Here is a 21,241-nt window from a genome sequence, read left to right as displayed (position 1 = left end):
GCCATGGAATTCCTTGTAAAAAGCGTAGGTCCGGAAACTCTCAAGACCGCCACCCTGGTCATCGCCGTGGGCGAAGGCCGCAAGCTCGGCGCTACTGCCAAGGCCGTCGACGATGCCACCGGCGGTGCCATCGCCAACCTGCTCAAGCGTGGCGACCTGGCAGGCAAGGTGGGCCAGACGCTACTCCTGCAAGATTTACCCAACCTTAAGGCCGAGCGCGTCCTGCTGGTCGGCGCCGGCAAGGAGCGTGAACTCTCCGACCGCGCGTACCGCAAACTGGTTTCCGCCGTCCTCGGCAATCTGAAGAACCTCGGCGGTTCCGACGCCGTCCTGGCCCTGGGCGATCTCGCCGTGAAAGGCCGCAACGCCCACGGCAAGGCCCGCCTGCAGGTGGAAACCCTGGCTGACGGCACCTACGTCTTCGACCGCTTCAAGAGCCAGAAGGCCGAAGCGCCGAAGCTGAAGAAGATCACCCTGCTCGCCGCCAAGGCCGACGCCGCCGCAGTCGAGCTGGGCGCCAGAGAAGCCCAGGCCATCGCCAACGGCATGGCCCTGACCCGCGACCTGGGCAACCTGCCGCCGAACCTCTGCCACCCGACCTTCCTCGGCGAGCAGGCCAAGGCGCTGGGCAAGGAATACAAGGGCCTGAAGGTCGAAGTCCTCGACGAGAAGAAACTGCGCGAGCTGGGCATGGGTTCCTTCCTCGCCGTCGCCCAGGGCAGCGACCAGCCGCCGCGCCTGATCGTGCTGCAGTACAACGGTGCGAAGAAGAAGGACGAGGCCCCGCACGTGCTGGTCGGCAAGGGCATCACCTTCGACACCGGCGGCATCAGCCTCAAGCCCGGCCTGGGCATGGACGAGATGAAGTTCGACATGTGCGGCGCGGCTTCAGTGTTCGGCACCTTCCGCGCCGTGCTGGAGCTGCAGCTGCCGATCAACCTGGTGGGCGTGATGGCCTGCGCCGAGAACATGCCCAGCGGCGGCGCCACCCGTCCGGGCGACATCGTCACCACCATGAGCGGGCAGACCGTCGAAATCCTCAACACCGACGCCGAAGGCCGCCTGGTGCTGTGCGACGCGCTGACCTATGTCGAGCGCTTCAAGCCGCAATCGGTGGTGGACATCGCCACCCTCACCGGCGCCTGCATCGTCGCCCTGGGCTCCAACACCTCGGGCCTGATGGGCAACAACGACGCGCTGATCAAGCAACTGCTCAAGGCCGGTGAAGTCGCCGACGACCGCGCCTGGCAGCTGCCGCTGTTCGACGAATACCAGGAGCAGCTCGACAGCCCCTTCGCCGACATCGCCAACATCGGCGGGCCGAAGGCCGGCACCATCACCGCCGGTTGCTTCCTGTCGCGCTTCGCCAAGAAATTCCACTGGGCGCACCTGGACATCGCCGGCACCGCCTGGATCAGCGGCGGCAAGGACAAGGGCGCCACTGGCCGTCCGGTGCCGCTGCTGACCCAGTACCTGCTGGACCGCGCCAAGTAATGGCACAGTGCAACCTGCCGATGGGATCGAACGCATGACGCGTGTGGATTTCTACGTCATCCCCAGCGCCGATCCCGACGCACGCCTGACCATCGCCTGCCGCCTCGCCGAAAAGGCCTGGCGGCAAGGCATGCGCATCTTCGTGCTGTGCAGCGACGAGGCCCAGCGCGATGCGCTGGACGCCCGGCTGTGGAACTTCCGCGGGGAAACCTTCATCCCACACAACGCGGTGGAAGAAGACGCCGACTCGCCCATCGTGCTGGCCCTGGGCGAACCGCCGGAAAGCCACCGGGACCTGCTGATCAACCTGACCCTGGCGATCCCCGCCTTCGTCGACCGCTTCAACCGGGTCGCCGAACTGGTGATCGAGGAATCGGCGATCCGTCAGGCCGCGCGGGAGAATTTCCGTCGCTACCGCGAGCAGGGCTATCCTTTGCAGGACCATCGCCTGCCGCGCCCCTGAGAGCGTTTCCGCCAAGATCATGGACAACCGCAAGCCCCCGCACGACCCCGACCACCTGCTGGAAGACCTGAAGAAGATCCAGGACCTGCTGGACGAGTCGGGCGCCGAGCCGCCCCTGCTCACCGAATCCTTCGAGCCGGACAACATCCCGCTGCTCTCCGACATCGTCACGCCGGCGCCCCAGGCGCCTGAGCCCGTCGCACCCCAGCCCGAGGCCCCAAAGGCCTCGCCGGCCGCCAGCGAACTGCAGCGCCTGGACCTGGAACTGCGCGCTGCCGCCCAGCTGATCCTGCAGGACGTCCTCGACGACTTCGCCCCGCAGATCGAAGCCGAACTGCAGCGCCGCCTGGAAGCCCGGATGCAGCGCCTGCTGGCCCAGCGCAAGCCCTGATCCCCGCCCCGGCCCTCTCCGCGCGGCGGCGGACCGATCGCGGACGGAGTCCGCTCCTACGCGCGCCCGAATTCCCGCGCCGATCTTCAGCCATGCGCGCGATCGCGTGCGCGTACTACCCCAAACATCGAATCCCCGCCTGGGCGTAGGAGCGGACTCTGTCCGCGATGGTTTCCCGCCTGCGCTGCAGCCTGGGGCGGGTTCGCGAGCAAGCTCGCTCCTACAAAGAGCCGCTAACTCCCGGCTTTGGCTTTTAGAGGCTTCCAGAGAAACACCCGCGCACTCCGGACGGCCCCTTTCAGGAGGCCTCGTTGAAGCGCAGTTTCAGGGGTTGAGCGGCATGGATGCCGCGAGAGCGCTGTCGGGCCAGGGATGGCCCGTCAGCGCGTGCCCCTGAAACTGCGCTTCGACGAGGGAATTTTTCGCCTAAGCGAAAAACCGGATGGAGGGGCAAGCCTTCTTGGTTACTTCTTCGGCGTTCGGAAGAAGTGACTCGCCGAGGGGCGAAACAAGAAGCTCGCGCGTACGCCGAAGCGACGCCGAACACCCGGAGCAAAAGCATCGCGGAGAAGCTCCGCTCCTACAGAAGCAAAACCACCCGAGCCAACCTCTAAGAACGCGCCGTGGGCCGTTCGCGGACGAAGTCCGCTCCTACGCTCACGAAAACGACGGAGCAGCGGACACGCCTCCCACCACACCGGTGGCCTGATCTCCCCGCCTCCCGCTATACTCAGCGGTTTTCCGTCTAGCCTTATCAGGGTCCCGCCGCGCTCATGGACAAGACCTACCAGCCCCACGCCATCGAATCCCACTGGTACCCCCTGTGGGAGCAAGAGAACTACTTCGCCCCGCAAGGTTCCGGCGAGCCGTACACCATCATGATCCCGCCGCCGAACGTCACCGGCAGCCTGCACATGGGCCACGGCTTCAACAACGCCATCATGGACGCGCTGATCCGCTACCGCCGCATGCAGGGCCGCAACACCCTGTGGCAGCCGGGAACCGACCACGCCGGCATCGCCACCCAGATGGTGGTGGAGCGCCAGCTGGCCGCCCAGGGCATCGCCCGTCACGACCTGGGCCGCGAGAAGTTCCTGGAGAAGGTCTGGGAGTGGAAGGACCAGTCCGGCGGCACCATTACCCGCCAGATTCGCCGCCTGGGTTCCTCCGTGGACTGGTCGCGCGAGCGCTTCACCATGGACGAAGGCCTGTCCAACGCCGTGAAGGAAGCCTTCGTGCGTCTGCACGAGGACGGCCTGATCTACCGCGGCAAGCGCCTGGTCAACTGGGACACCAAGTTCCACACCGCCATTTCCGACCTCGAAGTGGAGAACCACGACGAGAAGGGCCACCTCTGGCACCTGCGCTACCCGCTGGCCGACGGCAACAAGACCGCCGACGGCAAGGACCACCTGGTCGTCGCCACCACCCGTCCGGAAACCGTGCTGGGTGACAGCGCCGTCGCCGTGCACCCGGAAGACGAGCGCTACGCCGCGCTGATCGGCACCTTCATCGACCTGCCGCTGGTGGGCCGACGCATCCCGATCGTCGCCGACGACTACGTCGACCGCGAGTTCGGCACCGGCTGCGTGAAGATCACCCCGGCCCACGACTTCAACGACTACGAAGTCGGCAAGCGCCACGACCTGCCGCTGATCAACATCTTCGACAAGGACGCCGCCGTCCTCGCCGTTGCCCAGGTGTTCAAGCTCGACGGCAGCGTCAATGCGGAGCTGGACGCCAGCCTGCCCGCTGCCTACGCCGGTCTCGACCGCTTCGTCGCACGCAAGCAGATCGTCGCCGACTTCGAGGCCGCCGGCCTGCTCGAGAAGATCGACGACCACGCGCTGAAAGTGCCCAAGGGCGACCGCTCCGGCACCGTCATCGAACCCTGGCTGACCGACCAGTGGTACGTCTCCACCAAGCCGCTGGCCGAACCGGCCATCGCTGCCGTGGAAGATGGCCGCATCCAGTTCGTGCCCAAGCAGTACGAGAACATGTACTTCAGCTGGATGCGCGACATCCAGGACTGGTGCATCAGCCGCCAGCTGTGGTGGGGCCACCGCATCCCGGCCTGGTACGACGATGCCGGCAATGTCTACGTCGGCCGCAACGAGGCCGAAGTGCGCGCCAAGCACAACCTGGGCGACGCCAACCTGCGCCAGGACGAAGACGTCCTCGACACCTGGTTCAGCTCGGGCCTGTGGACCTTCTCCACCCTCGGCTGGCCGGAACAGACCGAATACCTGAAGACCTTCCACCCCACCGACGTGCTGGTGACCGGCTTCGACATCATCTTCTTCTGGGTCGCACGCATGATCATGCTGACCATGCACCTGATGAAGAATGGCGATGGCACCGCGCAGATCCCGTTCAAGACCGTCTACGTCCACGGTCTGGTGCGCGACGGCCAGGGCCAGAAGATGTCCAAGTCCAAGGGCAACGTGCTCGACCCGCTGGACATCGTCGATGGCATCACCCTCGACGAGCTGCTGGAGAAACGTACCAGCGGCATGATGCAGCCCAAGCTCGCCGAGAAGATCGCCAAGCAGACCAGGGCCGAGTTCCCCGAGGGCATCGCCAGCTACGGCACCGACGCCCTGCGCTTCACCTTTTGCTCGCTGGCTTCCACCGGTCGTGACATCAAGTTCGACATGGGCCGCGTCGAGGGCTACCGCAACTTCTGCAACAAGCTGTGGAACGCCGCCAACTTCGTCATCGAGAACACCGATGGCAAGGACACCGGCGTGAATGGCGAGCCGGTCGAGCTGTCCTCGGTGGACCGCTGGATCATCTCCGCCCTGCAGCGCACCGAGATCGAAGTCGCGCGCCAGCTCGACGCCTTCCGCTTCGACCTCGCCACCCAGGCCCTCTACGAGTTCATCTGGGACGAGTACTGCGCCTGGTACCTGGAGCTGGTCAAGCCGGTGCTGTGGGACGAGAGCGCGCCGATCGAGCGTCAGCGCGGCACCCGTCGCACCCTGGCGCGCGTGCTGGAAACCGCCCTGCGCCTGGCGCACCCGTTCATGCCGTTCATCACCGAGGAAATCTGGCAGCGCATCAAGGGCGCCGCTGCGAAATCCGGTGACACGCTGATGCTGCAACCCTGGCCGATCGCCGACGAGGCGAAGATCGACGCCGCTGCCGAAGGCGACATCGAGTGGGTCAAGGCGCTGATGCTGGGCATCCGCCAGATCCGCGGCGAGATGAACATCTCCATGGCCAAGCGCATCGACCTTGTGCTGAACAACGCATCGCCCGAAGACCACCGCCGCCTGGCCGACAACGAGCCGCTGCTGATGAAGCTGGCGAAGCTTGAGACCATCCGCGTGCTCGACGAAGGCGAAGAACCGCCGATGTCCGCCACTGCGCTGGTCGGCGACCTGCAGGTGCTGGTACCGATGGCCGGGCTGATCGACAAGGCCGCCGAGATGGCCCGCCTGGACAAGGAAATCCAGCGCCTGGAAGGCGAAGTCAAACGCGTGGGCGGCAAGCTGTCCAACGAAGGCTTCGTCGCCAAGGCGCCGCCGGAAGTGATCGAGAAGGAACGCGCCAAGCTGGCTGAAGCCGAGCAGGCGGTGACCAACCTGATCCAGCAGCGCGAGAAGATCGCCAGCCTGTAAGTGCCAACGAAAGGCCCGCCTCGTGCGGGCCTTTTGCTTTTCTGGGGTCGGGAAAATGAGCATCACGCTGCGCTTCGAATCCACCCTGCGCGCCGACCCGGAACTGGCCTGGCGCTGGATCACCGACGTGCGCTGCCTGCGCGACGAGATGCGCCCGCTGCTGTGGATGAGCATCCCGCACGGCATCAACAACCTCGAAGACCTGCAGATAATGCCCGGCCAGCCGCTGTTCACCAGCTGGCTCTGGCTGCTGGGGATAATCCCGCTGGGCACCTCGCGCCTGACCCTGCGCGAACTGCGCAGCGGAGAAGGCTTCATCGAGGAATCACCGATGACCGGCATGCGCCTGTGGCGTCACGAACGCACCCTGGAGCCTTGCGCCCAGGGCACCCGGGTGGTCGACCAGCTCACCGTCGATCCCGTCTTCGGCGCGCCGCTGGTGAAGCTTTTCCTGCGCCTGTTCTTCGCCGGCCGCCACCGCTCGCTGCGCCGCCGCGCGGCCCGACTGCCCTGAAGCCCGACGCCTATGCTAACGTCAGAGCATTCTCAGGACACCTGAGCAGTCCATGACCCGTGATCGCACCCTGAACTTGCTGGAACAGTGCAAGCCCGAGCTGGCGCAGCGCTACGGCGTCGTGCGTCTGGCCCTGTTCGGCTCCACCGTCCGTGACAACGCACGGCCAGATAGCGATGTGGATATCCTGGTTGGTTTCGACGGCCCGGCCACCTCGGAGCGTTACTTCGGCGTGCAGTTCTATCTGGAAGACTTGCTCGGCAGCAGCGTTGACCTGGTCACCGAAAAAGCCCTGCGCCCGGAGTTACGCCCCTTCATCGAAGCAGAGGCGGTGAATGTCTGAACGCGCGGAGCGAGTCTGGTATTTCTATGTCGACGACATGATCGCCTGCGCCAAGAAGGTCATCGGCTATTGCGCCAATCTGGACCAGCAGGCGTTCGTGGATAACCCGATGGTCTATGACGCGACCTTGCGCAATCTGGAAATCATCGGAGAAGCCGCGACCCGCATCCCCGATGACGTTCGCCAGGCGCACCCGCAAGTTCCCTGGCGCATGCTGGTGGCCACTCGCAATCGGCTGATTCACGGCTACCTGGGCATCGACAACGACACGCTCTGGAGCATCGTCCGCGACGAAGTCCCCAAGCTGCTGGCACAGCTGCGAGAGCTGCGCCAGCAACAACCCTGAAGAGCCTCAGTACACCGTCCCCACCGGGTACACGTAGGCATTCACGTCATAGAACGGCGTGCGCTGGTAGAACCACTGCAGCCGCGCGTGGGCGTCCTTGGCGAAGGCCTGGTCGTCTTTCAGCTTCTTCTCGAACTCGGCTTTGAGCTTCGGGTCCTCGGCGAGCATCTTGCGCGCCATCGGCTCCATCACGTACTCCTCCGGCTCCTCGGCCACCACCAGGGTCGAATTGAAGAAGCCCCAGGACCAGAACGAATCCGGACTTTCCGCCGTCAGCAGGTTGACCGCCAGCACGCCCAGCGGCTGGTCGGTGTCGATCACCACCGAGCCGGCCGGGTAGGTCTGCAGGCGCTGGAACGGCTTGCCCACACCGCTGACCAGCAGATGCCCCTCGTAACCGGGAATCTCGTTGCTGGCGGCACGATCCGGCTCGAAACCACCGGCCAGCTTGATGTCGTCCATGCGATACAGGGTCACCTCGATAGGCGTGGCCTTGTCCAGGGTCTTCATCTGGATGCCGTGGGACTTCAGGCGCGCAATCACTTCGCTCCACTGCACGGGCACCACGTACTGCTTCGGCCGCTTCACCACCAGGTCCGGCACCGAGTTGTCGCTGATCGGCACATCGAGCTGCTTGGGCTTGTTGCTCCAGACGATGGTCTTCTTCCCGGTGATCGGCGACTCCTCGTAGCGGTAATCACCCACGGTGAACGGCGTGTGCTGCTCCTTGCCGGGCTTCCAGGTGAGGATCACTTCCTTCTGCGCGGCCAGGCGTTCACGGTCCTTGGCGATGGCCTGCTTGAGCGAGTCGGTGTTGTCGCCGATCACCTGGAACATCGCCTTGAGCATCACATAGTTGCCCAGCACCTGGGTTTCGTAGGGATGCAGTGCGTGCTGCTCGATGAGGATCGAGGGCACGTTGCGGATGTCGCCGTACTGGTTGGAGAAGCGCGCCAGGTCCGTGCGGTAGGGGTAATAACCCTTGGTCGGGTCCTGGTTGTCGTTGAAGCTGATGCACTCGTGGACCACATGCCCGCCGCCCTCCAGCTCCTTGTACACCGGCGGGCGCATGACCTTGTCCATCCACTCGCTTGAGGCCGGCGACCAGCCATTGCCGTTGTGGCAATAGGAGCTGTCGTAGGGGTACATCGCGCCATCGGTGGAGTGGGTGTCGACGAAGAAGCTCAGGTCGTACTGGTTGAACACCGAGGCGACGTTGCGGATCTCCGCGCTGTCGAGCTTGGTGAAGTCGCGGTTGAGGTTGTAGTTCAGGCCGTTGGCCCGCCAGCCGGTGACCTCCGGGCCGTTCTGGTTGATCCGCCCGTAGGGGCTGCGACGCAGGTCGCCATCGATGTTCACGGTGGGGATGAAGACGATGTTGATCTTGTCCAGCAGCCCGGCCAGCGGCTTGTCGCCAGTGGTCATGTCGCGCAGCAGCATGAACATGGCGTCCTTGCCGTTGGCTTCGCCGGGGTGGATTTCCGCCTCGACGAAAATGGTCGGCTTGCCGGACTTGTTCAGCCCGGCCGCTGACTTGTCCGCCTCACGGCTGGCGGTGACCAGCAGCATCGGCTCGCCGGTGGCGCTGTTCTCCGGCAGGTCGCTCAAGGTGATGGCGCTGCCGGAGGCATCGGCCAGCTGCTGCAGCCAGGCGCGAGTCTGGTGATAGTCGGAGGTCTGCTTGAAGCCGCTGGATTCGGCCAGGGTGATCAATGGGTTGTCGGACTTGGCGAGGTACTTCGTGCTGGTGAGCTGCTGCTCGAACATCGCCGGGAGGATGCGGGTCTTGGCGGCGGCGCTGTAGCCGCTGTCATCGACATAGCCCGGCGCCGAAGGCAGGGCGGCGTAAAGGGGCAGGCTGGAGGTGGCGAACAGGCCGGCGAGCAGCGCTCGGGTCGAGAGATGGTCCATGGGAGGTTCTCCGTTTGCAGCAATAGCGTCCTGCGGGCGCGACCGCGCCCGTGCATCAACCATAGACAACCCTGGGAAAACGCCAGCGCGGTTCGTCGTCGCGGCCGCTCTACCGTGGGCGATACATTCCTCCGCGGAATGACCTTGAGAAGAATGCTCGCTTGGATCACCCCGGCAGTTCGCCGAAGATCAGCGCACCCCTGCCCATTCAGGAATCCGCTTCCCATGTCCGACCTTCCAGCCCGCAACGGCGGCCAGATCCTCGTCGATGCCCTGCTGCACCACGCGGTGGATACCGTCTACTGCATCCCCGGCGAAAGCTACCTGCCGGTGCTCGATGCGCTGCACGACGCGACCAGCATCCAGACCATCGTCACCCGCCACGAAGGCGCGGCCTCGAACATGGCCGATGCCTACGGCAAGCTCACCGGCCGCCCCGGCATCTGCTTCGTCACCCGCGGGCCGGGTGCGACCCACGCGGCCAACGGCGTGCACACGGCGATGCAGGACTCCACGCCGATGATCCTCTTCATCGGCCAGGTGGAAAGCGCGTTCAAGGGCCGCGAGGCCTTCCAGGAAGTGGACTACCGGCAGATGTTCGGCGGCCTGGCCAAGTGGGCCACCGAAGTCGATGACATTCGCCGCCTCCCCGAGATCGTCGCCCGCGCCTTCCGCGAAGCCCAGTCGGGTCGCCCCGGTCCGGTGGTGATCGGGCTGCCGGAGGAAGTGCTGTTCGGCTCGGCGCAGGTCGCCGACGTCCTGCCGACGCCCATCACTCGCGCGGCGCCCAGCGCTGATGCGCTGGCCGAACTGCGCGAGCGCCTGAGCCAGGCCAGGCGTCCGCTGCTGATCGTTGGCGGCACCGGCTGGACCTTGGAGGCCTGCGAGCAGGTGCGCGCCTTCGCCCGCGCCAACCGCCTGCCGCTGGTGGCCTCGTTCCGCCGCCAGGACCTGATCGACAACCGCGACGAGCAGTACGCCGGCCAGCTCGGCTTCGGCGCCTCGCCCAAGCTCACCGCCCGTGTACAGGAAGCCGACCTGCTGGTCGTGCTGGGTTCGCGCCTGAGCGAAACGCCGACCGCCGGCTACAGCCTGGTCCAGAGCCCGCGTCCGCTGCAGCAGATGATCCACGTGTATGCCGACGCCAGCGAACTGGGACGCGTCTACCAGGCCGACCAGAGCATCCAGGCCGGCATGCCGGAAATCGCCGCTGCCCTGGCCGGCCTCGCCCCCATCGCCGATGTGCCCTGGGCCGACTGGACCGCCGCCGCCCGCGCCGACTACCTGAGCTACAGCACCCCGCCGCAGAATGCCCAGCCACCGCAGGGCGTGGACCTGGCGCAGGTCGTCGAATACCTCAACGAAATCCTCCCGGACGATGCGGTGATCAGCAACGGCGCCGGCAACTACGCCGTCTGGGTGCACCGTTTCTATCGCTACCGTTCGCCGCGCTGCCAGCTCGCGCCCACCAACGGCGCCATGGGCTACGGTTTCCCCGCCGCCATCGCCGCCAAGCTGCGCGACCCGCAGCGCAGCGTGGTGTGCTTCGCCGGCGACGGCTGCTTCATGATGTACCCGCAGGAATTGGCCACTGCCGTGCAGTACGGCGCAGCGCTGACGGTCATCGTGGTCAACAACGGCATGCTCGGCACCATCCGCATGCACCAGGAGCGCGAATACCCCGGCCGCATCAGCGCCACGCAGCTGCGCAACCCCGACTTCGTCGCCCTCGCCCAGGCCTTCGGCGCCCACGGCGAACGGGTCGAGCGCACCGAGGACTTCGCTGCCGCCTTCGAACGCGCCCAGGCCAGCGGCCAGCCGGCGCTGATCGAACTGCGTACCGATCCCAGGCAGATAACGCCCGTCGCGCGCCTGCCGTAACGACGAAATCCGCCCGCGCGCCGGGCGTCGCGCTTCGCTAAGCTGCATCGGATCAAAGCATTGCGCCCGCCGCCGCGGGCACAATGGCGCGCCGAAGAATCGCTAGGGAAGCGCATGAGCCTGCCACTGATCTGGGTCCTCGCCCTGCTCGCCACCGCCGTCGGGCTGTTCGTCATCAACCGGCCACGCATGGACGTGGTCGCCCTGCTGGTGATGGTCGCGCTGCCGCTGTCGGGCATCCTCAGCGTGCAGGAGTCGCTGGCCGGCTTCGCCGATCCCAACGTCATCCTGATCGCCGCGCTGTTCGTCATCGGCGAGGGCCTGGTACGCACCGGCGTGGCCTACCGCATCGGCGAATGGCTGACCCGTCGCGCCGGCGCCAGCGAGACGCGGCTGCTGGTGCTGCTGATGCTCGCCGTGGCCGGGCTCGGTTCGGTGATGAGTTCCACCGGCGTGGTGGCCATCTTCATCCCTGTGGTGCTGAGCATCGCCGCGCGCCTGCACGTTTCGCCGCGCCGGCTGATGATGCCGCTGAGCTTCGCCGGGCTGATCAGCGGCATGCTCACCCTGGTCGCCACCGCGCCCAACGTGGTCGTGCACAGCGAGCTGGTACGCGAGGGTTCGAAGGGCTTCGGCTTCTTCAGCTTCACACCGTTCGGCCTGGTGGTACTGGTTTTCGGCGTCGGCTACATGCTGGTGGCGCGCCACTGGCTGGGCGATGACGAGGGCGACGACAAGCAGAGCGTCAAGCGTCGTACGCTGGGCGACCTGATCCGTGACTACCAGCTGGCCGGCCGCGAGCGGCGCCTGCGCATCCGCCCCGACTCACAGCTGGTGGGCATGAGCCTGGCCGACGTGGAGCTGCGCGCCCGTGCCGGGACCAACGTGGTGGCCATCGAGCGCATGGTGCACTTCCGCCTGAAGATACTCACCCCCAGCGCCAACATCGTGCTGCACGCCGGCGACGTGCTGCTGGTGGATATCTACGGCGAACGCAGCGACCTGCTCGGCATGTACCACGAATACGGCCTGGAGCCGCTGAGCCTGCAGGGCGACTACTTCACCGAGCGCGCCCACGAGGTGGGCATGGCCGAAGTCACCCTGCCGCCGGAATCGGCGCTATTGGGCAAGAGCGTGCGCGACCTGGAATTCCGCAGCCAGTTCGGCCTCAACGTGGTCGGTCTGCGGCGCAACCGCGAAGCCCTGGTCGAGGGCCTGCTGGAAGCCAAGCTGAAGGTCGGCGACACCCTGCTGGTGATCGGCGACTGGAAGGAAATCCGCCAGCTGCAGGCACGCAGTCGTGACTTCCTGGTGCTCAGCCTGCCCGCCGAGGTCGACGAGGCCGCCCCCGCCGCCAGCCAGGCGCCCCACGCGCTGTTCAGCCTGGCGGTGATGGTGATCCTGATGGTCAGCGGGCTGGTGCCCAACGTCATGGCGGCGCTGATCGCCTGCCTGCTGATGGGCGCGTTCCGCTGCATCGACATGGACAGCGCCTACCGCGCCATCCACTGGCAGAGCCTGCTGCTGATCGTCGGCATGCTGCCCTTCGCCCTGGCGTTGCAGAAAACCGGCGGCATCACCCTGGCGGTCAACGGCCTGGTCGGTGCCCTTGGCGGCGCCGGGCCGTACGCCATCCTCGCCAGCCTGTTCGTGCTCACCGCGGTGATCGGCCTGTTCATCTCCAACACCGCCACCGCCGTGCTCATGGCGCCGGTGGCCATCGCCACGGCCAAGGCCCTGGGCGCGTCCCCCGAAGCCTTCGCGATGATCGTCGCACTGGCCGCCTCGGCCGCCTTCATGACGCCGATTTCCTCGCCGGTGAACACCCTGGTGCTGGGGCCGGGGCGTTATCGCTTCGCCGATTTCGTCAAGGTTGGCGTACCCTTCACGATTCTGGTGATGATCATCAGCGTGGTGCTGGTACCCTGGCTGCTGCCGCTGTAGCCGTCCCTTAAAAGATCGCCAAGGATTCGTCGCGATGGAAGTGAGCAAGACCAAAAGCAGTTTCTACCGCCGCCTCTACGTCGCCTGGCTGATCGACAGCGGCACCGCCACCAGCGTCCCGGCGCTGATGGAAGCTACCGGCATGCCGCGGCGCACTGCCCAGGACACCCTGGCCGCGCTGGCCGACCTGGACATCGACTGCGCCTTCGAGCAGCACGACGGCGAGCGCAACAACGCCGGCCACTACCGCATCCGCGACTGGGGCGCCATCGATCCGCGCTGGATCGCCGCGCACCTGGCGCAGATCAAGGACATCCTGCAATACCCCTGAGCCCACCCCGATGATTGCCGTGCCACCCGCCCTCTGGCGTTTCCGCCGACTGATCCTGCTGCTGGCCTTCGCCATCGTGCTGGTACTGCTGTACCGCGCCAGCGGCCTGCACGAGGAGTTCAGCCTCGACTACCTGCGCAGTGAGCTGACCGACAACCGCCTGCGCGGCCTGCTGCTGTTCGTCGGCCTGTTCGCCCTGGGCAACCTGCTGCACATCCCCGGCCTGCTGTTCCTCGCCGCCGCCGTGCTGGCCATGGGCAAGCTGTGGGGCGGGCTGATCACCTACTGCGCGGCGGTGTTCTCCTGCGGCTTCACCTTCCTGATCGTCCGCGCGGTCGGCGGCAACGGCCTGCGCCTGCTGAACAACAAGCTGACCCGCGCAGTGTTCAGCCACCTCGACCAGCGCCCGGCCACCAGCGTGTTCCTCCTGCGCCATGCCTTCATCACCTCGCCGACGCTGAACTACAGCCTGGCGCTGTCGGGCATCGGCTTCTGGCCCTACATGCTCGGCACCCTGCTCGGCCTGCCGATCCCGCTGTTGCTCTGCTGCCTGCTGTTCGAGCGCCTGGGCAACGTGCTGCTCGGCTGAAGCAGCCATCTGTGGGAAAATCGCCCACCGTTTCCCTGCCCCGCTGCCATCATGTCGAAATCGCCGAAACGCCCTGCCAAACCCACCGAGCCGTTGCGCGACCCTGCCGACAAGCGGCCGAACCTGCTGCACCCGCGTAACCGGCACCAGGGGCACTATGACTTTCCGGCGCTGATCGAGGGCTGCCCGGAGCTGGGCCGCTTCGTCATCACCAACCCCTATGGCAAGCCGAGCATCGATTTCGCCAGCCCCGAGGCGGTTCGCGTGTTCAACCGCGCGCTGCTCAAGGCGCAGTACGGCATCGGCCAGTGGGACATTCCCGCCGGCTTCCTCTGCCCGCCGATCCCAGGCCGCGCGGACTACGTGCATTACCTGGCCGACCTGCTCGCCGAGGAAAACGACGGCAGCGTGCCGCGCGGGCCGGACGTGCGCGTGCTGGACATCGGCGTCGGCGCCAACTGCATCTACCCCCTGATCGGCCACCGCGACTACGGCTGGCGCTTCCTCGGCTCGGACATCGAGCCGGCCGCCCTGGCTTCCGCCCACGCCATCATCCATGGCAATCCGGGTCTGGGCGAAGCCATCGAACTGCGCCAGCAGCACGAGGCGAAACACATCTTCCGCGGCCTGCTGCACGCCGATGAGCGCTTCGACGCAACCCTGTGCAATCCGCCGTTCCATTCCTCGCCCGAGGAAGCCAGCAGCGGCAGCCGGCGCAAGTGGAAGAACCTCGGCAAGCTCGACCCGTCGCGCCAATTGCCCAAGCTCAACTTCGGCGGGCAGAGCAACGAGCTGTGGTGCGAAGGTGGCGAGATCGCCTTCCTGCGCAAACTGGCAGCGGAAAGCGCCGAGGTCGGCCAGCAGGTGCGCTGGTTCAGCTCGCTGGTGTCCAAGGCCGGCAACCTCGATGACTTCCGCCGTGCGCTGAAGAAGGCCGGCGCCATCTCCATCCGCACCGTGGACATGGCCCAGGGACAGAAACAGAGCCGCTTCGTCGCCTGGACCTTCCTCGAACCGGAACAGCGCCGCCGCTGAGCCTACGGGTCCCGTAGGGCGCATAACGCGGCACGCGTTATCCGCCGCCCACCCGCGCGCAAGGGCTCGGCGGATAACCGCAAGCGGTTATTCGCCCTACGTTCTGACTCACACCTCCGCAACGAGTAACGGCGCCTGCTCCCGGCCCAACAAAGCGAACACCAGCCCGGCGACGACGAAGGTCACGCCCGCCAGCACTTCCAGCACCCGGCTGAACGCGGCCTGGTAATCACTGCGCAATTGCTCTGGCGACAGCTGCGGCAGTCGCTCGACCACTGCCGCCAGGTTGCCGATGGCCAACTGGTTGGCGCTCATCAGGCGATCGGCCGTGGCCAGTCCCAGAGGTTGCAGTTGCGCGGCGAGCAGCGTCGCCAGCAAGGCGCCGACCACCGCGATGGCCACCGCATCGGCGGATACCCGCACCGTGTTGAAGATGCCCGTCGCCATCCCGGCGCGTTCGCGCTCGACCACGCTCACCGCCAGGCCGTCCATCAGCCCCCAGGGCAGACCGATGCCGATGCCGATCAGCAGCAGCGGCGCATCCACGGCAGCACCATCGGCCAGGTTGCGCGCCAGCCAGAGCAGCCCTCCCGCGACGATCAGCAAGCCCACCGCCGAGAGGCTGCCAGCGCTGAAGTGCTTCGCCAGCAGCGACGCCAGGAAGGGCACCACCAGCAACGGCGCCGACAGCGCCAACATGGTCCAGCCGGCCTGCAGCGCGCCCTGCCCTTCTATACCGATGAAGCGCCCCGGCAGCAGCACGATCAGCACCACGTAGGCGAACGCCGGCGATGCGCCCAGCAGTTGCACGCCGACGAAGCGCCACTGACTGAACAGCGACAGGTCCAGCAGCGGCCGCTCGACACGCCGCTCGACGGCAACGAACAGCCCGAGCAGCACCACGCTCAACACCAGCGCGGTGATCACGCCCAGGCTCATCCAACCCTGTTCAGGGGCCAGCAACAAGCCATAGGTGAACAGGCTCAAGGCGGCGGTGAAACTCAACGCACCCGGCCAGTCCAGGCCACGCGCCTGCGGGTCGCGGGTCTCGCGGCAGCAGCGCACGACCACCGGCACCGAAGCCAGCGCACACACCGCCGGCACCAGGAATACCCAACGCCAACCCGGCCCGTCGGTGAGCCAGCCGGCCAGCAGCGGGCCGAATGCCAGGCCGACACCGAAGGTCGTCCCCAGCAGGCTGAACACCCGCGTGCGGATCGGCCCGTCGAACTCCTGCGCCAGTGCCGCCATGGCGGCGGCGAAGGCCGCCGAGCCACCCGCGCCCTGCACCAGGCGCAGCACATCGATGGCCGCCACCGAGCCAGCCAGCGGAATCGCCAGGGTAGTCACGCAGAACAGCGCCAGGCCGACCAGCCAGACGCGCTTGCGCCCATACACGTCCGCCAGGCTGCCGGCGGCCATCATCGCCGCGCCGTAGGCCAGCACGTAGCCGTTGACGATCCAGTTCAGCGCCACCGCCGAGCCGCCCAGCTCGTGGGCAATGGCCGGCAGCACCACGGCCGGCCCGGTGAAGCACAGGGGGATCAGCACCGCCGTCAGGCTGGCGGCGAGCAACAGCAGCCAGCGCGAGGCCTCGGGCCGGCTTTCGGGAATAGCTTGAGAAGGGGTCATGGTGGGTCCACAGGAATCAGAGAAGACCCGCCGAACGCTAAACAACCCGGCATTACGGAAAAACAGGCTAGGATTCCGATCAAAACGGACACCTGTGTCCGCAATCGCTCCCCCAGCACGCGGCACAATGGCCGCCCACCCGCACGGATACTGCCCCATGGACAGCCTCAACGGCCTACGCGTGTTCCTCCAGGTCGCCGACTCCCTGAGCTTCGCCCAGGCCGCGCGCCTGCTGGGCCTCTCCGCTTCGGCGGTGGGCAAGAGCATTGCGCGCCTGGAAGAACGCCTGGGCGTGCGCCTGTTCCACCGCAGCACGCGCAGCCTGAGCCTGTCCAACGAAGGCCAGCTGTTCCTCGAACGTTGCCGACGCATCCTCGACGAGCTGGAAGCGGCGGAGCAGGAGCTGGCGCTGTCCACCCAGCAGGCCCGTGGCCGGCTGAAGATCAGCATGCCGCTAGTGGCCGGGCTGCTGCCCCAGGTGCTGCCGGAATTCCTCCGCTGCTATCCACGCATCCAGCTGGACATCGACTTCACCGACCGCCTGGTGGACGTCATCGAAGAGGGTTTCGATCTCGTGGTGCGCGGCGGCGAGCTGCGCGACTCGCGGCTCAAGGCCCGCAAGCTGGGCGACTTCAACCTGCTGCTGGTGGCCTCTCCCGGTTATCTGCGCCAGTACGGCACGCCGCGGCGGCCGGCAGACCTCAATGAGCACCTGTGCCTGCACTACCGCTACCCGAGCAGCGGGCTGGTGCAGCGCTGGCCGCTCACGCTCGCTCCCGGCGAAGCGGAGCCGCGCCTGGACGGCGGACTGATCTGCAACACCGCCGACATGCTGATCAACGTTGCCAGCCAGGGCATGGGCATCGCCTGCCTGCCCGACTTCGCGGTGCGCAGCGCGCTGAACGACGGCCGGCTGATCCAGGTGCTGGGCGACCACACCGCGCACCAGGGCAGCTTCCACGCGCTGTGGCCGGCGGGCCGGCGCATGCCGCTCAAGCTGCGGGTGTTCCTCGACTTCCTCGGCGACCGCCTGTTCGTCACGCGCTGATCAGCGGATGAACTGCCGGCTGATCTCGCGGAAGACTTCCGTCCCCGCGCGCTCCAGCCACTCGAAGGCGACCATCTCCCGCGAGACGATCACCGCGCCGGCCTGACGCAGGCGCTCCAGCGCCAGCGCCTTGTCCTGCGGGCGGCGCGAGCCGACGGCCTCTTCCACCACGAAGACTTCGCGATCCTCGGCCAGCAGGCCAAGCACCGTCTGCAGCACGCAGACGTGCGCCTCGGTGCCGCAGACCACGAACTGCCGGCGCTCGGCACCGGCCATCTGCAACAGGCCGGGGTCAGTCACGGCGGAAAAGGCGATCTTCTCCAGCACCTCGCCCGCGGCCAGCTCGTCACGCAACGCCGGCAGCGTCGGGCCCAGGCCCTTCGGATACTGCTCGGTGGCCAGCACCGGCACACCCAGCCGGCGTGCGACGGCCAGCAGCCAGGCGCTGTGCTCCAGCACCGCCTCGTTGTCGTGGATGGCCGGGAACAGGCGTTCCTGGATGTCGATGATCAGCAGGGTCGAAGCCTGGGCGCGCAGCAGCATCGGGACTGTCCTCCTTGCGTTCCTGATCGGGCATTGGAACCCGAGTTGTGGGCCTGTGGCGCCCCACTGTCAACTGCCATCGCAGCATCGGCCACTTGGCAGGCGCCGCTCCAGCACGCACCCTATGCGTCGCCAGAACAACACAACAACGAGCCTGGAGGGAGTGGAACATGGGCAAGAACATCAGCATCGTCGCGCGTGACGGCAGCGGCAGCTTCAGCGGTTATCTCGCGGTACCGGCCAGCGGGCACGGCCCCGGCGTGGTGATCGGCCAGGAGATTTTCGGCGTCAACGCCAACATGCGCAGCATCGCCGACAGCTACGCCGAGGAAGGCTACGTCGCCCTGGTCCCCGACCTGTTCTGGCGTCTGCAGCCGAACCTGGAGCTGGGCTACAGCGAGGCCGAGTTCGGCCAGGCCATCGGCCTGTTCCAGCGCTTCGACGTGGACAAGGGCGTCGATGACATCGCCGCCGCCATGGACGCCCTGCGCGGCCTGCCAGAGGTCGAGGAGCGCGGCATCGGCTACGTCGGTTTCTGCCTTGGCGGCAAGCTCGCCTACCTCACCGCCGCGCGCACCGACGCCGCCTGCTCGGTGGGCTACTACGGCATGGGCATCGAGCAGATGCTCGACGAGGCAAAGAATATCCAGGGCCGCCTGGTGCTGCACTTCGCCGAGCAGGACGTGTACTGCGACGCCAACGCCCGCGCCGCCATCGGCGAGGTCCTCGGCAAACTGCCGAAGGCGGAAATCTACAGCTACCCCGGCGTCGACCACGCCTTCGCCCGCCCGAACGGCATGCACTTCGACAAGCCTGCCGCGCTGATGGCCCACGAGCGCAGCATCGGCGCGCTCAAACGCGAGATCGGCCCGGACTTCGACCTGTCGCAGCTCTGGGAAGACCACATCCACCACGAATTCGCCGCCCGCGACGTACCCGCCACCATGGCAACCATGGTCGCCCAGCCCTACGTCAACCACATCCCGACCATGACCGGCGGCGTCGGCCAGGACGAGCTGGCGCGCTTCTACCGCAACCACTTCGTCCACGGCAATCCGCCAGACATGAAGCTGGTACCGATCTCCCGTACCGTCGGCGCGCTGCAGGTGGTGGACGAATTCGTCATGTGCTTCACCCACACCAGCGAGATCGACTGGATGCTCCCCGGCGTGCCGCCCACCGGCAAGTACGTGGAAATCCCCATGCTCGGCGTGATCCGTTTCCGTGGCGACAAGCTGTGCCACGAACACATCTACTGGGACCAGGCCAGCGTGCTGGTGCAGATCGGCCTGCTCGACCCCGCCGGCCTGCCGGTGGCCGGCGTGGAGACGGCGAAGAAGCTGCTCGACGAGAGCCTGGAATCCAATACCCTGATGAGCAAATGGAAGGACAGCGAAGGCCGCTGATCCCTCGACCACCCAAGGAGCATCCGATGTACCCCATAGGGAAATGGACCTGCGCCACGCTGCTGGCAATCGTCGGCAGCGCTGGTGCGGCGGAACGCACGGCGCAACCCTGCGACGCCGCCACCTTGCAAACCCTGGCCGGATTGCTCGGCCAACAGGGCTGGCAAGCCCCTGGCCCCGAAACCAGCGGTCCTGTGGTGGCCGCTGCCTGCAAGCCCTGGCCGGACGATCCGAAACTCGAAGTGGTCGCCGTCGCCTACAGCTCGGTGGGTGACCAGACCGAGTCGGGCGAGCGCAGCCTCAACCTGCTGGTCGGTCAGCTCGATACCGGCAGCGGCAAGCTGGTAACGCGCAACGATGACAGCATCGAAGAGGACGCCATGGTGGAGATCGACAGCTCCAGCCTGTGGCTCGACACCGCACGTTATCGCCTGGCGCCGGATGTGCGTGGCTTCGGCCTGATCATCGGCAGCGTGGCGCGCGGCGCCAGTTGCCCGGACGCCTGGTCCTACGACGACTTCAGCCTCTACGCGCCGCAGGGCGAGCAGCTCAAGCCGGTGTTCCGCACCTACCTGCGGCAGTGGACGACACTCGAAGGCGTGGTCTGCGGTGGCAGCGACAAGCTGGTCATCGAACGCTCGCAACTGACACTGGCCATGGGCAAGGACAGTCACCACGGCTACACGGACCTGGTGGTGACCGCGAAGGTGCAGCGCGAACACGAAGGTGACGATGTCGGCGCACCAAGGACCGTGCGCAGGACCGTCAGCTACGACGGCACGCGCTATCCGTTCGAGGAGTTCTCCACCTTCTGGCAGAGCCAGCCATAACCTGTAGGAGCGAGCTTGCTCGCGAAGTGATTTCCCTGTCGCGCCGGCGCCGGGCAGGTTCGCGAGCAAGCTCGCTCCTACGAAAAGCCGCCATGAAAAAGGCCCCTCGCGGGGCCTTCTTCGTTTCTGTCACTTCGCTCAGTGCCCGGTCACGTCACCGCGGCGGCTGGTCTCGAAGAGGAAACACGTCCGCTGCTCGGTCTCGTCGATCCAGTTCTCGATCAGGCTGGCGGTGGCGATGTCGTGGTACTCGTCGCACAGGTCATGGACCTCGCGCATGTAGGAAGTCAGCGATTTGTTGTCCTCCTGCAGCTCGGCGAGCATGTCCAGCGGCTGGACGAACTCGGCATCGTTGTCGAGGATGCGCTTCAGGCGCGCAATGTGGCCGATGGAGCGGATGGTGTTGCCGCCGATCTTGCGGTTGCGTTCGGCGATGGCGTCGGTCATCGCGAAGATTTCGGTGGCGTGGTCGTCCAGCAGCAGGTGGTAGTCGCGGAAGTGCGGACCGCTCACGTGCCAGTGGAAGTTCTTGGTCTTCAGGTACAGGGCGAACACGTCGGCCAGCAGGCGGTTGAGTGCTGCCGACAGGTCGCGGGTGGCGTTCTTGCTCAGGTCCGACGGCGTAGCCAGCGCCGGAGAGCGGCGCGGCACGGCCTTGGCGGCTGGCTTGGCAGCGGCAGCCTTTGCCGCAGCGGGCTTGGCTGCTGCCGGTTTGGCGGCCGGCTTGCTGGCCGCAGGCTTGGCGGTGGAAGGCTTGGCGGCGGCAGGTTTGGCTGCCGGTTTGCTGGCCGCTTTTGCAGCCGGCTTCGCGGCGGGTTTGGCCGCTGCGGGTTTCTTCGGAGCCGATGCGGATTGCTTCATCACAAATCACCTCTACGAAAGATCACGTGAATGCCGACTTGGGCAGATACGGCTGC

The 21,241-nt window shown here is 66.6% G+C and carries 19 protein-coding genes; 15 read left to right on the top strand and 4 right to left on the bottom strand.

All coding sequences use genetic code 11. From position 1 onward, the window contains the following. The first annotated feature begins 3 nt into the window (after positions 1 to 3). The 7 genes from HNP46_RS17310 (at position 4) to HNP46_RS17280 (ending at position 7,174) form a co-directional block, all read left to right on the top strand. Positions 4 to 1,494 carry a leucyl aminopeptidase gene (locus HNP46_RS17310; RefSeq protein ID WP_184591172.1) on the top strand — a complete coding sequence of 497 codons (1,491 nt, stop codon included), beginning with the start codon at positions 4 to 6 and terminating at the stop codon, positions 1,492 to 1,494. A gap of 34 nt (positions 1,495 to 1,528) precedes the next feature. After that, a complete protein-coding gene (locus HNP46_RS17305) occupies positions 1,529 to 1,957 on the top strand; it encodes a DNA polymerase III subunit chi (RefSeq protein WP_184591171.1) in 429 nt (142 codons plus the stop codon). Between the two features lie 19 nt (positions 1,958 to 1,976). Continuing rightward, the gene (locus HNP46_RS17300) at positions 1,977 to 2,348 is read left to right on the top strand and encodes a DNA polymerase III subunit chi (protein WP_184591169.1); all 372 of its coding nucleotides are present in this window, start codon (positions 1,977 to 1,979) and stop codon (positions 2,346 to 2,348) included. 773 nt (positions 2,349 to 3,121) lie between these two features. After that, complete coding sequence (locus HNP46_RS17295; protein WP_184591166.1) at positions 3,122 to 5,971, top strand: valine--tRNA ligase; 2,850 nt, start codon at positions 3,122 to 3,124, stop codon at positions 5,969 to 5,971. A gap of 55 nt (positions 5,972 to 6,026) precedes the next feature. Next, positions 6,027 to 6,485: an SRPBCC family protein gene (locus HNP46_RS17290; protein ID WP_184591158.1), complete on the top strand. Its 459-nt coding sequence runs from the start codon at positions 6,027 to 6,029 to the stop codon at positions 6,483 to 6,485. Positions 6,486 to 6,537: 52 nt separating this feature from the next. Then, positions 6,538 to 6,828, top strand: coding sequence for a nucleotidyltransferase family protein (locus HNP46_RS17285; protein WP_184591155.1), 291 nt, complete (start codon positions 6,538 to 6,540; stop codon positions 6,826 to 6,828). Continuing rightward, positions 6,821 to 7,174, top strand: a complete 354-nt coding sequence (locus HNP46_RS17280; protein ID WP_184591153.1) for a HepT-like ribonuclease domain-containing protein — start codon at positions 6,821 to 6,823, stop codon at positions 7,172 to 7,174. Before HNP46_RS17285 ends, HNP46_RS17280 begins: the two co-directional genes overlap by 8 nt. A 6-nt stretch (positions 7,175 to 7,180) precedes the next feature. Here HNP46_RS17280 and HNP46_RS17275 read toward each other — a convergent pair whose 3' ends face one another. Then, positions 7,181 to 9,085 (bottom strand): M14 family metallopeptidase, encoded by a 1,905-nt coding sequence (locus HNP46_RS17275; protein ID WP_184591151.1) that lies wholly within the window; start codon positions 9,083 to 9,085, stop codon positions 7,181 to 7,183. A 225-nt stretch (positions 9,086 to 9,310) separates the two neighbouring features. Between HNP46_RS17275 and HNP46_RS17270 the strand changes: the two genes are divergently transcribed. The 5 genes from HNP46_RS17270 (at position 9,311) to rlmF (ending at position 14,865) form a co-directional block, all read left to right on the top strand. Then, complete coding sequence (locus HNP46_RS17270; protein ID WP_184591149.1) at positions 9,311 to 10,966, top strand: thiamine pyrophosphate-binding protein; 1,656 nt, start codon at positions 9,311 to 9,313, stop codon at positions 10,964 to 10,966. Between the two features lie 114 nt (positions 10,967 to 11,080). Continuing rightward, entirely contained in the window at positions 11,081 to 12,910 is a 1,830-nt protein-coding gene (locus HNP46_RS17265; RefSeq protein WP_184591146.1) for an SLC13 family permease, read from the top strand. Between the two features lie 34 nt (positions 12,911 to 12,944). After that, entirely contained in the window at positions 12,945 to 13,241 is a 297-nt protein-coding gene (locus HNP46_RS17260) for a winged helix-turn-helix domain-containing protein (protein WP_184591144.1), read from the top strand. A 10-nt stretch (positions 13,242 to 13,251) separates the two neighbouring features. Continuing rightward, complete coding sequence (locus HNP46_RS17255) at positions 13,252 to 13,830, top strand: VTT domain-containing protein (protein WP_184591142.1); 579 nt, start codon at positions 13,252 to 13,254, stop codon at positions 13,828 to 13,830. Positions 13,831 to 13,881: 51 nt separating this feature from the next. Continuing rightward, complete coding sequence (gene rlmF, locus HNP46_RS17250; RefSeq protein WP_260403189.1) at positions 13,882 to 14,865, top strand: 23S rRNA (adenine(1618)-N(6))-methyltransferase RlmF; 984 nt, start codon at positions 13,882 to 13,884, stop codon at positions 14,863 to 14,865. A 108-nt stretch (positions 14,866 to 14,973) separates the two neighbouring features. Here rlmF and HNP46_RS17245 read toward each other — a convergent pair whose 3' ends face one another. Next, positions 14,974 to 16,497, bottom strand: a complete 1,524-nt coding sequence (locus tag HNP46_RS17245) for an MFS transporter (RefSeq protein ID WP_221455010.1) — start codon at positions 16,495 to 16,497, stop codon at positions 14,974 to 14,976. 157 nt (positions 16,498 to 16,654) lie between these two features. On the opposite strand from HNP46_RS17245, the gene HNP46_RS17240 reads away from it, so the two are divergent. Next, entirely contained in the window at positions 16,655 to 17,545 is an 891-nt protein-coding gene (locus HNP46_RS17240; RefSeq protein WP_184591140.1) for a LysR family transcriptional regulator, read from the top strand. Here HNP46_RS17240 and HNP46_RS17235 read toward each other — a convergent pair whose 3' ends face one another. Beyond that, a complete protein-coding gene (locus tag HNP46_RS17235; RefSeq protein ID WP_184591138.1) occupies positions 17,546 to 18,088 on the bottom strand; it encodes a hydrolase in 543 nt (180 codons plus the stop codon). It abuts the gene before it with no gap. A 170-nt stretch (positions 18,089 to 18,258) separates the two neighbouring features. Between HNP46_RS17235 and HNP46_RS17230 the strand changes: the two genes are divergently transcribed. Continuing rightward, the gene (locus tag HNP46_RS17230) at positions 18,259 to 19,494 is read left to right on the top strand and encodes a dienelactone hydrolase family protein (protein ID WP_184591135.1); all 1,236 of its coding nucleotides are present in this window, start codon (positions 18,259 to 18,261) and stop codon (positions 19,492 to 19,494) included. Positions 19,495 to 19,520: 26 nt separating this feature from the next. Further along, positions 19,521 to 20,324, top strand: coding sequence for a hypothetical protein (locus HNP46_RS17225; RefSeq protein WP_184591133.1), 804 nt, complete (start codon positions 19,521 to 19,523; stop codon positions 20,322 to 20,324). Between the two features lie 138 nt (positions 20,325 to 20,462). Here the strand turns inward: HNP46_RS17225 and HNP46_RS17220 are convergent, their stop codons facing one another. Beyond that, positions 20,463 to 21,185, bottom strand: coding sequence for a Dps family protein (locus HNP46_RS17220; protein ID WP_221455009.1), 723 nt, complete (start codon positions 21,183 to 21,185; stop codon positions 20,463 to 20,465). Between the last annotated feature and the right edge of the window lie 56 nt (positions 21,186 to 21,241).

This window comes from Pseudomonas nitroreducens (assembly GCF_014204515.1).
In the GTDB taxonomy this organism is placed as follows: Bacteria; Pseudomonadota; Gammaproteobacteria; order Pseudomonadales; family Pseudomonadaceae; genus Pseudomonas; species Pseudomonas nitritireducens_A.
Note: the sequence above shows the minus strand (reverse complement) of the source record. Positions and strands in the feature narration are given on the sequence as shown.